14 protein-coding genes are annotated in these 13,944 nt (G+C 68.9%); 6 read left to right on the top strand and 8 right to left on the bottom strand.

Annotated elements, in window-relative coordinates:
• Positions 1 to 2: 2 nt before the first annotated feature.
• Both ASG12_RS04650 and ASG12_RS04645 read right to left on the bottom strand, forming a co-directional pair.
• Positions 3 to 341 carry a hypothetical protein gene (locus ASG12_RS04650; protein ID WP_055785748.1) on the bottom strand — a complete coding sequence of 113 codons (339 nt, stop codon included), beginning with the start codon at positions 339 to 341 and terminating at the stop codon, positions 3 to 5.
• 36 nt (positions 342 to 377) lie between these two features.
• Positions 378 to 1,562 (bottom strand): acyl-CoA dehydrogenase family protein, encoded by a 1,185-nt coding sequence (locus tag ASG12_RS04645; protein WP_055785745.1) that lies wholly within the window; start codon positions 1,560 to 1,562, stop codon positions 378 to 380.
• Positions 1,563 to 1,644: 82 nt separating this feature from the next.
• Here ASG12_RS04645 and ASG12_RS04640 point away from each other — a divergent pair, with 82 nt between their 5' ends.
• Positions 1,645 to 2,466, top strand: coding sequence for a DUF6882 domain-containing protein (locus tag ASG12_RS04640; protein WP_055785742.1), 822 nt, complete (start codon positions 1,645 to 1,647; stop codon positions 2,464 to 2,466).
• Positions 2,459 to 2,641: a DUF2256 domain-containing protein gene (locus ASG12_RS21110; protein ID WP_082079830.1), complete on the top strand. Its 183-nt coding sequence runs from the start codon at positions 2,459 to 2,461 to the stop codon at positions 2,639 to 2,641. The genes ASG12_RS04640 and ASG12_RS21110 overlap by 8 nt, the downstream gene beginning before the upstream one ends.
• Before the next feature lie 10 nt (positions 2,642 to 2,651).
• On the opposite strand, the gene ASG12_RS04635 is transcribed toward ASG12_RS21110, so the two are convergent.
• Positions 2,652 to 3,635, bottom strand: coding sequence for an alpha/beta hydrolase (locus ASG12_RS04635; protein WP_055785739.1), 984 nt, complete (start codon positions 3,633 to 3,635; stop codon positions 2,652 to 2,654).
• Positions 3,636 to 3,927: 292 nt separating this feature from the next.
• Between ASG12_RS04635 and ASG12_RS04630 the strand changes: the two genes are divergently transcribed.
• Positions 3,928 to 7,800, top strand: a complete 3,873-nt coding sequence (locus tag ASG12_RS04630; RefSeq protein WP_055785737.1) for a Pls/PosA family non-ribosomal peptide synthetase — start codon at positions 3,928 to 3,930, stop codon at positions 7,798 to 7,800.
• Here the strand turns inward: ASG12_RS04630 and ASG12_RS04625 are convergent.
• Positions 7,797 to 8,216: a DoxX family protein gene (locus tag ASG12_RS04625; RefSeq protein WP_055785734.1), complete on the bottom strand. Its 420-nt coding sequence runs from the start codon at positions 8,214 to 8,216 to the stop codon at positions 7,797 to 7,799. The two genes, ASG12_RS04630 and ASG12_RS04625, sit on opposite strands and share 4 nt — an antisense overlap.
• A 137-nt stretch (positions 8,217 to 8,353) precedes the next feature.
• Here ASG12_RS04625 and ASG12_RS04620 point away from each other — a divergent pair, with 137 nt between their 5' ends.
• Positions 8,354 to 9,709, top strand: coding sequence for a M1 family metallopeptidase (locus tag ASG12_RS04620; RefSeq protein ID WP_235456051.1), 1,356 nt, complete (start codon positions 8,354 to 8,356; stop codon positions 9,707 to 9,709).
• 1 nt (position 9,710) lies between these two features.
• Here ASG12_RS04620 and ASG12_RS04615 read toward each other — a convergent pair whose 3' ends face one another.
• The gene (locus ASG12_RS04615) at positions 9,711 to 10,211 is read right to left on the bottom strand and encodes a DUF5709 domain-containing protein (protein WP_055785728.1); all 501 of its coding nucleotides are present in this window, start codon (positions 10,209 to 10,211) and stop codon (positions 9,711 to 9,713) included.
• Between the two features lie 68 nt (positions 10,212 to 10,279).
• Between ASG12_RS04615 and ASG12_RS04610 the strand changes: the two genes are divergently transcribed.
• Positions 10,280 to 10,705: a PPOX class F420-dependent oxidoreductase gene (locus tag ASG12_RS04610; protein ID WP_055785726.1), complete on the top strand. Its 426-nt coding sequence runs from the start codon at positions 10,280 to 10,282 to the stop codon at positions 10,703 to 10,705.
• A 16-nt stretch (positions 10,706 to 10,721) separates the two neighbouring features.
• On the opposite strand, the gene ASG12_RS04605 is transcribed toward ASG12_RS04610, so the two are convergent.
• Together ASG12_RS04605 and rfbA are read right to left on the bottom strand one after the other, a co-directional pair.
• Positions 10,722 to 11,348, bottom strand: coding sequence for a dTDP-4-dehydrorhamnose 3,5-epimerase family protein (locus tag ASG12_RS04605; protein ID WP_055785723.1), 627 nt, complete (start codon positions 11,346 to 11,348; stop codon positions 10,722 to 10,724).
• A gap of 1 nt (position 11,349) precedes the next feature.
• Positions 11,350 to 12,219, bottom strand: a complete 870-nt coding sequence (rfbA, locus tag ASG12_RS04600) for a glucose-1-phosphate thymidylyltransferase RfbA (RefSeq protein WP_055785719.1) — start codon at positions 12,217 to 12,219, stop codon at positions 11,350 to 11,352.
• A gap of 93 nt (positions 12,220 to 12,312) precedes the next feature.
• Here rfbA and rfbB point away from each other — a divergent pair, with 93 nt between their 5' ends.
• A complete protein-coding gene (gene rfbB, locus ASG12_RS04595; protein WP_055785716.1) occupies positions 12,313 to 13,317 on the top strand; it encodes a dTDP-glucose 4,6-dehydratase in 1,005 nt (334 codons plus the stop codon).
• On the opposite strand, the gene ASG12_RS04590 is transcribed toward rfbB, so the two are convergent.
• Entirely contained in the window at positions 13,314 to 13,904 is a 591-nt protein-coding gene (locus ASG12_RS04590; RefSeq protein WP_055785713.1) for a TetR/AcrR family transcriptional regulator, read from the bottom strand. The two genes, rfbB and ASG12_RS04590, sit on opposite strands and share 4 nt — an antisense overlap.
• Positions 13,905 to 13,944: the final 40 nt, after the last annotated feature.

The raw sequence follows: 13,944 nt of genomic DNA, 5'->3' as shown, positions 1-13,944 counted from the left end.
GGCTACATGCCGACGCGCGCCTGGGCCACCAGTTCGACCGCCTTGGCCAGGGGCAGCCCCTTGTCGGCTCGGCGCAGGGTGCGGATCTGGGCCATCTCGCCATGCACCGGCTCGATCAGCGTCCGCACCTCGTCGACGGTCCAGTCGCGGGGCTTCGGGGTGGGCCTGAGCTGGACGAACAGCACACCGAGGTTCGCGGCGATCACGATGACGCCGATCGCGACCCAGCCCCACCGCTCGTCGGACAACCACCCGACCATGAGGTAGCCGACGCAGCCGATCAGCAGGATCGACCCGAGCACGGTCAGGCTCTTGGAGAACGTACGCATGCCCTGTTCCATGCGCGACAGCCTAACGAACCGACATGTCCGACTCGGTCAGCGGAAGGCGTCGTACCCGGTCAGCGCCTTGCCGACGGTGAGCTGATGCATCTCGCTGGTGCCCTCGTAGGTGAGCACCGACTCGAGGTTGTTGATGTGGCGGATCACCGGGTACTCGAGGGTGATGCCGTTGGCGCCGAGGATGGTTCGGCATTCCCTAGCGATCTTGATCGACTCGCGCACGTTGTTGAGCTTGCCGACGCTGATCTGCTCGGGCCGGATCTCGCCGCGGTCCTTGCGACGCCCGAGGTGCACTGCGAGGAGCTGGCCCTTGCCGAGTTCGAGCGCCATGTCGGCGAGCTTGGCCTGGGTGAGCTGGTAGCTCGACAGCGGCTTGTCGAACACGTCGCGATCGGCGGCGTACGACAGCGCCGTCTCGAGGCAGTCGCGGGCGGCGCCGAGCGCGCCGAACACGATCCCGAAGCGCGCCTCGTTGAGACAGCTGAGCGGGCCCTTGAGTCCCTGCACGCCCGGCAGCATCGCCGACGCCGGGAGGCGCACGTCCTCGAGAACGAGCTCGGACGTGACCGACGCGCGCAGCGACATCTTCTTCGTGATCTCGGGGGCACTGAACCCCGGGGTGTCGGTGGGGATGACGAATCCGCGGATGCCGCGGGCACCCTCGTCGAGGTCGGTGCGCGCCCACACGACGGCGACGTCGGCGACCGACCCGTTGGTGATCCACATCTTCGACCCGTTGAGCACCCAGTCGTCGCCGTCGCGCTTGGCGTTGGTGCGCATGCCGCCGGGATTCGACCCGTAGTCGGCCTCGGTGAGCCCGAAGCAGCCGATGGCCTCGCCCGCGGCCATCTTCGGCAGCCACTCGTCCTTGTGCTCGTCGCTGCCGAAGGCGTGCAGCGCGAACATGGCCAGCGAGCCCTGGACGGAGACGAAGCTGCGCAGACCCGAGTCGACGGCCTCGAGTTCCTGGCAGGCCAGGCCGTAGGTGGTCGCCGACAGGCCGGCGCAGCCGTAGCCGGTGAGGTGCATGCCGAACAGTCCGAGCTCGCCGAGCTGTCCCGCGAGCTCGCGCACCGGCAGCTTCGCGTCCTCGAACCAACCGGCCACGTGCGGACGCAGCTTCTCCTCGCCGAAGCGGCGGACGGTGTCGCGGATCTCGCGTTCGTCGGCGTCGAGGAGGTCGTCGAGCGCGATGAGTTCGGTGATGGATTGAGCGGTCATGCTTCCCAGGCTAGCCCCGCGCCCGACGCCCGAGGGGTCGATAGGGTTCGTTCCGAACACGCATTCACCGAAGGGGAGAACGGTGGCCGATCTCGAGCCCAACTTCTGGATCGATGTCGAGGGTGACGTGGTCGCCCAACTCGTCGATCACATCGTCCTGCTGGCCTTCGAGTCGCAGGTGCTGTTCGCCGAACGGTTCGGCGGCGTGGCCTGGGAGGGCGACCTCACCGAACCTCCGACCTTCACCTTCCACACCGATCCCCCGGCACGGTTCGCACCGAGCTTCGTCGGGTCGACCTCGGCGGACGGATCGTGGATGTGGGGGTGGCACAACATCAACCAGTTCGCCGAGCCGGTGGTCGCGATCGCCAACACGGTCCACGGCAACGGCGAGCAACTCGGGATCGCGGAACTGACCACAGCGCTGCAGCCACTCGACGCCGAGGCCCGCGCGGCGGAGGGGCTCCCCGCCCGCACCGATGTCGCCACGCAGTACGTGCTGCTCACCCAGGCGCTGTCGCTCGACCCGGCGCCGGTCTGGTTCCGGTCGTTCGGCGAGTCCCCCGACGACCAGGCGACGTTCATCCTGCGCAACGACGCCGACTTCGCGTTGCCGCCGGCGGGGAGCCTGTCGGTGAACCGCACGCTGACCGAGGGGCTGAGCTCGGGGATGATGACCGACCACGTTCTCGCGGTCCATTCCTACGCGGCCCGTCGTGAGGGCATCGTGCTCGACCGCGCCGACGCCGACTGCTACGAGCTCCGCTGCGCCGACGGGACCGTCACCGTGCGGTTCGACGACCTCCGCCGCGTCTCGGCCATCGAGTCGACCGTCGGCCCAGAAAGTGTCGGCACAGAAGGTGTCGGCACAGAAGGTGTCGGCGCAGAATGGAGCGATGGGTAGGCAGCGCGGCGACTCCGCGGACTGGCGGGAGAGCAAGGCCTGCGAGGTCTGCGGTCGACCGTTCGACAACCGCAAGCGCTGGGCCGCACGCGGCCAGTGGGACGACGTCCGATACTGCTCGGCGAAGTGCCGAGCGCAGGCCCGCCGCGAACGGCGTGCCCCACACCAGACCTGACCGAGAAGAACTAACCGGCCTGGCCGTGCATCTTCTCGGCCGAGGCGTCGCCCTGCTTCGCGCTCTGCAGCGCCTCGCGCACGAAGTCGCCGGCCAACGCGATCGCCTCGAGCGCCTCACGATGCTTGCCCGAGATGGCCGGGAACGCGTGCACCTGCCACGAGAAGCTGTGGGCGACCGCCGTCGCACCTGCGGCGTCGAGGGATTCGACGAGTTCGATGATGTCGGGTTCGAGCATCTCGTCCTGCGCGCAGGTGATGAGCAGCGGCGGGATCGACCGGGGCGAGAGCGCCGCGATGCGACGGACACCGTCGAGACCGATCGGCCCCTGATCGAACATCGGGGTCAGCTCGGCCATCTTCGACATCGGGAGGTAGGCGTCGCTGCGGCTGCTGCGATCGGGATTGTTCGCGAGGTCGAGATCGAGCAGCGGCGAGAACCCGACGTACGCCGTGGGCATCGACAGACCGTCGCGGTGGGCGTACTCACCGATCTTCGCGGCCAGGAATCCCCCGGCGGAATCGCCCGCGACCACCACGTGGCGATATCCGCGCTCGAGGAGCAGCTCGCGGTAGGCGTAATAGGCGTCGTGCACCGACGTCCCCACACCGGCCTCGGGCAATTGGCGGTAGGCGAGGGAGAACACCGGGAGACCCGTGACGCGGGCCATGCGCCCGGCGACCACACGATGGGTCGCGAGGCCGCAGGTGATGAACGCGCCGCCGTGCAGATAGAGCAGGGCGGTGTCGCTGTCGCGGCGACTCGGTCCCGCCGGCACCGACATCTCGACCGGGCGACCGGCGAGTTCCATCTGCTCGCTCACGACGCCGCGCGGCTTGGGACCGCGGGCCGCGGCACGGTCGATGAGATACAGCAGCCGCAACCCCGAGGGGGTCACCGGCCACAGTCGTAGGAGCGGCTTGAGGATGAGACGGGAGCCCACCCAGATCGGCTTGGATCCGCGGCTGGGCCGGGTGTGGGTGATCACCGGCACGGGGGCCTCCTCCGGTGGGTCTCGACACGCACGCGACCGCCCCTTCTTGTCGGAACGCGTGCAGTCGAACGGGACGCAGACGCTCGATGAACGAACGGTGACGTCGGATTGCGTGACGCTTGTCTCTGTGACCGAACGTAACACCCACCGTCCGAGGTCGTCGTCTGATCGCGCTCGAAGTTCCTCGCCGACACGGCCGTCGGCGTGGCCGACCTCACCGCATCTCTCCGGTCGGGGGCTGCCAGACTGTCATCGCCCGACAGGGCCGTGACCACAGCCGGAAAGGACGTCGGTGACCCACCCGATCCCGCCGCAGTACCTGTTGTCGTCGCAGGCCGGCGACGCCCGCACGCTGATCGACATCCTCACCGAGACCGCTCGTCGCCACCCGGACGCACCCGCCATCGACGACGGCGAGGTGTCGCTGGGCTACGCCGAACTGATCGAGGCGGTCGACGACGGTGCCCGGTGGATGGCGCAGCAGAACATCGGGCGCGGCGATCGGGTCGGCATCCGGATGCCGTCGGGTTCCCGCGAGCTCTACCTCGCGATCCTGTCGACGCTCGCCGCCGGCGCCGCCTACGTCCCGGTCGATGTCGACGACCCCGACGAGCGCGCGCAGCTCGTGTTCGGCGAGGCCCAGGTCGCCGCGGTCATCGACAAGTCGGGACTGCACCGCACCGCGTCGGTGCGCAACCGCGACACCGTCGAGGTGCCCACGTCGGCGGCGTCGATGGCCCCGACACCCGACGACGACGCCTGGATCATCTTCACCTCGGGCTCGACCGGCACCCCGAAGGGTGTCGCGGTCACCCACCGCAACGCCGCGGCGTTCGTCGACGCCGAGGCCGACATGTTCCTCGTCGACGACCCGATCGGTCCGGGCGATCGCGTGCTCGCGGGGCTGTCGGTCGCGTTCGACGCCTCGTGTGAGGAGATGTGGCTCGCGTGGCGCCACGGCGGCTGCCTCGTGCCCGCGCCCCGAGCCCTGGTGCGCAGCGGCATGGACCTCGGTCCGTGGTTGGTCGCCCGCGACATCACCGTGGTCTCCACGGTCCCCACGCTGGCCGCACTGTGGCCCGCCGAGGCGCTCGAGGCGGTCCGACTGCTGATCTTCGGTGGCGAGGCCTGCCCACCGGAACTCGGTGAGCGCCTGGCCGTCCCGGGCCGCGAGGTGTGGAACACCTACGGCCCCACCGAGGCCACCGTCGTCGCGTGTGCCGCACCGCTGACCGGCCAGGGGCCGGTGCGCATCGGACTGCCCCTGCGCGGATGGGATCTCGCGGTCGTCGACGCCACCGGCAACCCGGTCGCCGAGGGCGAGACCGGCGAACTCGTCATCGGCGGAGTCGGACTGGCCCGCTACCTCGATCCGGCCAAGGACGCCGAGAAGTACTCGGCCATGCCCACTCTCGGCTGGGACCGCGCCTACCGCAGCGGCGACCTGGTGCGCCTGGAGGCCGAGGGGCTGATCTTCGCCGGACGCGCCGACGACCAGGTGAAGGTCGGCGGACGCCGTATCGAGCTCGGCGAGATCGACAACGCCCTGCAGAACCTTCCGGGTGTCGGCGGCGCGGCGGCAGCGGTACGCAAGACCGCCGCGGGCAACTCGGTGCTCGTCGGCTACCTCGCCTCGACCGATCCCGCGTTCGACCTGACGCGGGCGCACGACATCCTCGCCGAACAACTCCCCGCGGCGATGGTGCCGCGGCTCGCGCTCGTCGACGAGCTGCCCACCCGCACCTCGGGCAAGGTCGACCGCAACGCCCTGCCGTGGCCCCTTCCCGGCACGACCGGCGACGCCGACCGCGCCGACCTCGGCCCGACCGCACAGTGGGTCGCCGACCTGTGGACCGCGGTGCTCGGTGTGGCCATCGTCGACGAGAAGGCCGACTTCTTCAGCGAGGGCGGCAGTTCCCTCGCCGCGGCGCAGCTGGTGACCGCGCTGCGCGAGCGCTATCCCGAGGTCACCGTCGCCGATCTCTACGACCACCCACGCCTGGGATCGCTCGCCGGCATGCTCGACGACCTCAACCCCGGCATCGTCGCCGAGCCCCGCGAGGTGCGCCCGACACCGCGCATCACCGGCATCGCGCAGATCCTGCTGTCGATCCCGCTGACCACCCTCACCGGTCTGCAGTGGGCCACATGGCTCGGTGTCGCGAACAACGTGGCCGCGGTGTTCACCGACGTGCCGTGGCTCATCTCGGTGAACTGGTGGGTGCTGCTCGCCGCGTTCATCGTGTTCATCACCCCGTTGGGCCGCATGGTGATCGCCACCGTCGGCTGCCGTCTGCTGCTCGCCGGGGTGACGCCGGGAACCTACCCGCGCGGCGGATCGGTGCACCTGCGGCTCTGGGTCGCCGAACGCCTCACCGAGGCCAGCGGCGCATCGAACCTGGCCGGCGCACCGTGGATGATCTACTTCGCGCGGGCGCTGGGCGCCGACATCGCCTCCGGTGTCGATCTGCACTCCCTTCCCCCGGTGACCGGGATGATCTCGCTCGGCGAGGGCTGCTCGGTGGAACCCGAGGTCGATCTGGCCGGCTGGTGGATCGACGGCGACGTGGTCCACATCGGCGACATCGAGATCGCCGAGCGCGCCACCGTCGGCAGCCGCTCGACGCTCCTGCCCGGCACCCGCATCGGCCGCGACGCCGTCGTCGCCCCGGGCTCGGCGGTGCTCGGCAAGGTGAAGGCGCGTCAGCACTGGGCCGGGTCGCCCGCGGTGAAGACCGGCAAGGCCACCACGCCGTGGCCGGCGGAACGACCGCCGCGCGCCAGCTGGTGGGTGCCGGTGTACGGCATCAGCTCCATCCTGTTGGCGGGCATCCCGCTGATCGCCCTCGCCGCGGGCCTGGCGGTGATCGGCACGTGGGCGGCGCGCGCTGACCGTCTGCGCGACGTCGCCCTGCGATCGCTGGCGCTGTTGCCCGCGGCGACGGTCGTGAGCCTGCTCGTGTTCGCGGCGATCACCGCGATCGGTGTGCGCCTGCTGTCCATCGGCATGTCCGTCGGCTACCACCCGGTGCGCTCGCGGGTCGGCTGGCAGGTGTGGGCCACCGAACGGTTGATGGACTCCGCCCGCACCTACCTGTTCCCGCTGTACGCGAGCCTCCTGACGCCCGCGTGGTTCCGGTTGCTCGGCGCCGACATCGGGACGGGCACCGAGATCAGCACCGCCCTGGTGATCCCGAAGTTCACCTCGGTCGGCGACGGGGCGTTCCTCGCCGACGACACCATGGTGGCGAGCTACGAACTCGGTGGCGGCTGGATGCACATCGACGAGGCGAAGATCGGCAAGCGCGCCTTCCTCGGCAACTCGGGCATGACCGGTCCGGGACGCAAGGTCCCGAAGAACAGCCTCGTCGCGGTGCTGTCGGCGACACCGGACAAGGCGAAGTCGGGATCGAGCTGGCTGGGTAGCCCGCCGGTGCGTCTGCGACGTGCCGTCGCCCAGACCGACACCAGCCGCACCTTCGACCCGCCGCGGAAACTCAAGGTCGCGCGCGCGATCGTCGAGACGATGCGGTTGATCCCGGTGATGATCTCCTTCGGCCTCGGACTGTTCGTCCTCATCGGCCTGCAGTACATCGCCTCACAGTCGAACTTCTGGCTCGCCGGCCTGGTCAGCGGCCTGATGCTGTTGGTCGCCGGGGCCGCCGCGTGTTGCATCGCGGCCGCGGCGAAATGGCTGGTGGTGGGCCGGATCGCGGTGGGCGAACACCCGCTGTGGAGTTCCTTCGTGTGGCGCAACGAGCTGTCGGACGCGTTCGTCGAGACCGTCGCGGCCCCGTGGTTCGCCAACGCGGCCACGGGCACCCCGATCCTCAACGTGTGGCTACGGCTGCTCGGCGCGAAGATCGGTCGCGGCGTGTGGTGCGAGACCTACTGGCTCCCCGAGGCCGACCTGGTCACGCTCGGTGACGGCGCCACCATCGCGCGCGGCTGCGTGGTGCAGACGCACCTGTTCCACGATCGCGTGATGGCCATGGACCGCGTGACCCTCGGCAACGGCGCCACGCTGGGGCCGCACTGCGTCGCGCTACCGGCGGCCGGTCTCGGCGACGCGGCGACCGTCGGCCCGGCGTCGCTGGTGATGCGCGGCGACGTGGTGCCCGACTTCACCCGCTGGCAGGGCAACCCCATCGCTCCCTGGTATTAGGTGCTGCTGCGCCCTCGCCGGCTCATGAGGTATCCGTCGACCCCGGTCTTGCCGGTGTTGACCAGACCGACGGCGATGAGCGCCGCGATCAGGGCCAGCGGGAACTCGTATCCGCCGTCGAAGTTCCAGAACCCCTTGTCGATGTGGGCGACGAAGATCGCGCCGATCATGTCGATGATGAGCAGGATCGACACCAGCGGCACGAGGACGCCGAGGATCAGCAGGATGCCGCCGACGAACTCGACCCAGGTCGCGTAGTGGGCACTGAACTCGGGGAACGGTGCGTCCATGGCCGCGAATCCCTTTTGCGTGGCGTCGATTCCGTTGGTGTGCAGCTTCTGCCAGCCGTGCATGATGAAGATGATGCCCAGGATCACCCGTGCGATCAGCGATGTGAGACTTCTCGATGCGCCCATGACCGTTCCTCCTGATGTCCGATTCGCCAGCTCCGGGGCGAACGCTACCGGAGCGGACCCCACAGGTGGCCGGGTAACCTCATTTCACGATCGTGGGCGCCGGGGGCGCACGACACACATGTGCGAGTGGAGGTTTGGTGCCGGACAGCAGTTCTTCGGGTGGGGGTCCGTTACTCGGTGACCCCACCGACGGGATCGATCCCTACCTGCCCAAGAACGGCAACCTCGGATACCGGGTCAGTCGGTACGACCTCGAGCTCGAGTACAAGGTGGCCAGCAACCGCCTGACCGGCACCGCCACCATCACCGCGACCGCCATCAACCACCTCGGACGCTTCTCGCTCGACCTCGCGACGTCGCTGTCGGTGTCGCGGGTCTCGGTGAACGGCAAGCGGGCCTCGCGCTACAGCCAGCGGTCCAACAAGCTGTCGATCACGCCGGCGACACCGCCGCCGCCGGGTGCGTCGATGACCGTGGTGATCAAGTACTCGGGCTCACCCAAGCCGATCCGCGGGCCGTGGGGCGAGGTCGGTTTCGAGGAACTCACCGAGGGTGCGCTGTGCGCCAACCAGCCCAACGGCGCGGCGTCGTGGTTCCCGTGCGACGACCATCCGTCGTCGAAGGCGTCGTATCGGATCGCCATCACCACCGAGTCGCCGTATCACGCGATCGCGAACGGGACCCTGCAGCGCAAGCGGAACAAGGCCGCGATGACGACGTGGGTGTACGAGCAGGTGGAGCCGATGGCGACCTACCTCGCGACCATCTCCATCGGTCCGTACGTGCGGAAGACCCTGGCGACCAAACCGGTGAAGATCCACGCGGTGTTGCCCGAGCGGCTGCGCAGCGGCTTCGAATCCGACTTCGCGCGCCAGGAACAGATGATGACGGCGTTCTGCGACATGTTCGGGCCGTACCCGTTCCCCGAGTACAGCGTCGTCGTCACCGACGACAACCTCGAGATCCCGATCGAGGCCCAGGGGATGTCGACGTTCGGCGCGAACCACTGCGACGGCAACGGCGGGTCGGAGCGCCTCGTCGCCCACGAACTCGCCCATCAGTGGTTCGGCAACTCGCTGACCCTGGCCCGCTGGCAGGACATCTGGCTGCACGAGGGGTTCGCCTGCTACAGCGAGTGGCTGTGGGCCGAGTACGCCGGGGACGACACCGCCGACAACCTGGCCCGCAGACATCATCGGCAGTTGGCGACGTCGCGCAAGGACATCGTGATCGGCGATCCCGGCCCGGAGAAGATGTTCGACGACCGCGTGTACAAACGCGGCGCACTCACCCTGCACGCTCTGCGGGGCACGGTGGGCGACGACGCGTTCTTCACCCTGCTCAAGGAGTGGACGCGTGAATACCGCTACAGCTCGGTGAGCACCGACGACTTCACGGCTCTCGCCGCCCGACACAGCGAGACGTCGCTCACGCCGCTGTGGCAGAAGTGGCTGCGGCAGAAGGCGTTGCCCGCCTTCCCCGAACAGCGCTGACTCAGGGGATCTGACCCTCGGGGACGGTGTGCACGGCGGCCTCCTCGGCCGATGCCCCGGCGCCGTCGATGCCGGCGTCGGAGGCGACCTCCTGGTGGGTGGTGTGCGGGTTGACGCCCTCGTCGGGCGAGACCAGACGACCTGCGCGGTCGTCGCCCACCTCGTTGTCGAATTCGTCGATCTCGTCGACGGCGTCGCTGAGGTCCTCGTCGGCGGGAACCGCGGGCTTCGGGGCGCTGTCCTCGTGAAAGGTCACCTCGGCGGCGGGATCGGGGACCTCTTCGGCGAGATGCTCCTCGAGGGACTCGCCCTCACGCTGATCCTCGGCGGTGACCCCGTAACGCATTGCCTTGCTCGGCTTCTCCGGCGGGGAGATGCCCTCGTCGAGGATGTCGTCGACACCGCGGTCCACGAGGGTGTCCTCGGGCTGCAGCTGGTCGTCGGAATCGTAGCTGTACTCGTTGTCCGAACCCTCGGAGATGCTCTCGACGTCGTCACTCATCACTCCACCCTAGCGACGTCACCCTCGAGGGGGTTGTCGCCGGGACCCGCGGCCGTCATAGTCCACCCATGGCATCGCGATCCGCACTCATCGATCTGATCCGCGCACACGACCAGGGCGTGCTGGCCACGATCCGCCGCGACGGCCGTCCGCAGCTGTCGACGGTCAACTACGCCTTCGACGCTCGCACCGAGATCCTGCGGGTCTCGATCACCGACGGCCGCGCCAAGACCGCGAATCTGCGCCGCGACCCGCGGGCGGCGCTGCACGTGAGCAGCCCCGACGGGTGGTCGTACGCCGTGGCCGACGGGCCCGCCGAGCTCAGTGCCGTGGCGCAGGCACCCGACGACGACGCGGTCACCGAACTCGTCGAGTTGTACCGCTCGATCGGCGGCGAGCACCCCGACTGGGACGACTACCGGAGCGCCATGGTCGCCGACCGTCGACTCGTCCTGCGCCTGCACGCCGACCACCTCTACGGTCAGGCCGGCTGACCACGCGCGGCGCGGGTCAGGCGTCGCGGGCGGCGAGACCGCGCAGGTACCTCTCGACGTCGCCGAGGCGGGGCAGCGCACCATCGGCGCGGGCCTGGGCCAACGTCGGCGCGGCGGTGTCCTTGTCCGACAGCGAGTACTCCAGCGGCGCACCGTCGCGGCCCACCGCGGGCCAGTCGATCCCGACATCGGGGTCGAGTGGGTGGATGCCGTGTTCGCCGCCGGGGTTGTAGCCGGTCGAGCAGAAGTACGAGACCGTCGAGTCGTCCTCGAGGGAACAGAACGCGTGCCCGAGCCCCTCCGAGAGATAGATCGCGCGTCGGTCGACGTCGTCGAGGACGACGCTGTCCCACTGCCCGAACGTGGGCGACCCCTCACGGATGTCGACCACGACGTCGAGGATCGCGCCCCGGGGGCACGTCACGTACTTGGCCTGCCCAGGCGGGGTGTCGGCGTAGTGGATGCCGCGCAGCACCCCGGCCGCCGACACCGAGATGTTGACCTGCGCGAGGGTGAAATCGTGGCCGATCAGCTCGGCGAGGACGGGCGCCTTGAACGCCTCGAGGAACACCCCGCGCGGGTCACCGTGCTGCACCGGCGTCAGTTCCCACGACCCGGCGATCGTCAGTGGTCGCACACGCATGTCAGCTCCCCTGTTCCAGGATGGTCAGCAGGTAGGCGCCGTACCCCGACTTCATCAGCGTCTCGGCCCTGCGCCGCAGCCCGTCCTCGTCGATGAAGCCGCGACGCCATGCGATCTCCTCGGGCACCGCGATCTTCAGGCCCTGGCGTTGTTCGACCGTTCGTACGAAATTCCCGGCGTCCTGCAGCGAGTCGAAGGTACCGGTGTCGAGCCACGCCGTCCCGCGGGGCAGAACGTGCACCGACAGCTTCTCGCGTTCGAGATAGGTCGCGTTGACATCGGTGATCTCCAACTCGCCGCGGGGGCTGGGCTGCAGCGACCGCGCGATCTCGATCACGTCGTTGTCGTAGAAGTACAGACCCGGGATCGCGTAGTTCGATCGGGGGTTCTCCGGTTTCTCCTGCAGCGCAATCGCTTTGCCGTCGGCATCGAAATCGACGACGCCGTAGGCGCTCGGCTCGGCCACCCAGTAGGCGAAGATCGACCCGCCGTCGACGTCGGTGTAGCGCATCAGCTGATCGCCGAGGCCGGGTCCGTAGAAGATGTTGTCGCCCAGAACCAGTGCGACGGAATCGTTTCCGATGTGCTCGGCCCCGAGCACGAAGGCCTGCGCCAGGCCGTCGGGTGACGGTTGCACGGCGTAGGTGATCGAGATGCCGAACTGCGATCCGTCACCGAGCAGATGCGAAAACGCCGCCGCGTCACCGGGAGTGGTGATCACCAGGATGTCGCGGATACCGGCCAGCATCAACGTCGACAACGGGTAGTAGATCATCGGTTTGTCGTAGACCGGCACCAGCTGCTTGCTGACGCCGAGAGTGATCGGATGGAGTCGTGAACCGGTGCCACCGGCCAGGATGATTCCCCGCATGGCGCCACACTATTGCACCGCGCACACACGCGTGAGTCACGCGACCGCGCTACGGGGCCGGTAGTCTTCGCCCTCGAGGGAAGGAGCCACCTGATGCGTGTTCTGGTCACCGGCGGGGCAGGTTTCATCGGTGCCAACTTCGTGTTGCGCACCGTTGAACAACGTCCCGACGTCGAGATCACCGTGCTCGACAAGCTCACCTACGCGGCCAACCCGGCGACGCTGGCACCGGTCGCCGACCGCATCACCCTGGTCGAGGGCGACGTCGCCGACGCCGCGGTGGTCGATCCACTCGTCGCCGCGACCGATCTGGTGGTGCACTTCGCCGCCGAGTCGCACAACGACAACTCGCTGGCCGACCCCTCGGCGTTCGTGCACACCAACCTCGTCGGGACCTACACGCTGCTGGAGTCGGTCCGCCGCCACGGCACCCGCTACCACCACATCAGCACCGACGAGGTCTACGGCGACCTCGAGCTCGACGACCCCGCGCGGTTCACCGAGTCGACGCCCTACAACCCGTCGAGCCCGTACAGCTCCACGAAAGCGGGCAGCGACCTGCTGGTCCGCGCCTGGGTGCGGTCGTTCGGGATCCACGCCACGCTGTCGAACTGCTCGAACAACTACGGGCCGTACCAACACGTCGAGAAGTTCATCCCGCGGCAGATCACGAACGTGCTGAGCGGCCTTCGGCCGAAGCTCTACGGCGCGGGGACGAACGTGCGCGACTGGATCCACGTCGACGATCACAACGACGCCGTCTGGACCATCATCGAGCGCGGGACAGTCGGCGAGACGTACCTGATCGGTGCCGACGGCGAGACCGACAACAAGACCGTCGTCGAGTCGATCCTGACCGTCCTGGGTGAGCCCGCCGACGCCTACGACCACGTCACCGACCGCCCCGGTCACGACATGCGCTACGCCATCGACTCGACACGGCTGCGCACCGAACTCGGCTGGACGCCACGGTATGTCGACTTCACCGCCGGCCTCACCGCGACCATCGACTGGTACCGCGAGAACGCCGACTGGTGGCGCCCGTACAAGGACGGCGTCGAGAGCGGGTACGCGAAGACCGAGAAGGTCCTCGGCTAGACCGAGCGACTCTCGCGCGCGGCTGCCCCCAGCATCCGGAGCACGACGTCGATGACGTCGGACATCGGCGGGATGCCGTGGGAATGGCCGAACAGCTTGGGTTGGGCCGAGCGCAGGAACGTCGCACTGACCATCAGGTAGGCCGCGGCGCCGGTGTCGACGTCGGAGGCGATGATCCCCGCCTCCTGCAGCGCCGCGAAGTACTCGCCCACCGCGGCGACGCCGCGATGCGGACCGAAGTCGTTGGCCGTCACCACCGCGCCCACCTCGTCGCGCAGACCGGCGTCGCCGTGTGCGGCGACCAGCAGTTCGAGCCCGTCGTCGAGGAAGGTGTGCACGGCCGCGACGTACTGCTCGAGCACCGCCCGCACGTCCTCGAGCTCCCCGACCACGGTGGGGTCCATGTCGTTCTTGAAGGCGAACAGCGGCCGCAGCGCCTCGTCGAACACCGCGGTGAGCAGACCCTGCCGATCACGGAAGTGATAGAAGATCGAGCCCTCGGAAACCCGTGCGCGCGAGGCGACCTCGCGTGTGGTCAACCGTGCGACACCGCGTTCGCGCAGCACCTCGAGCGCGGACGACAACACTTCGTCTCGTCCGATCGCCGGTGGCCTTCCGCGTCGCGCC

This window comes from Williamsia sp. Leaf354 (genome assembly GCF_001424365.1).
Taxonomy (GTDB): domain Bacteria; phylum Actinomycetota; class Actinomycetes; order Mycobacteriales; family Mycobacteriaceae; genus Williamsia_A.
This window is presented reverse-complemented; position numbering and strand designations above follow the sequence as displayed.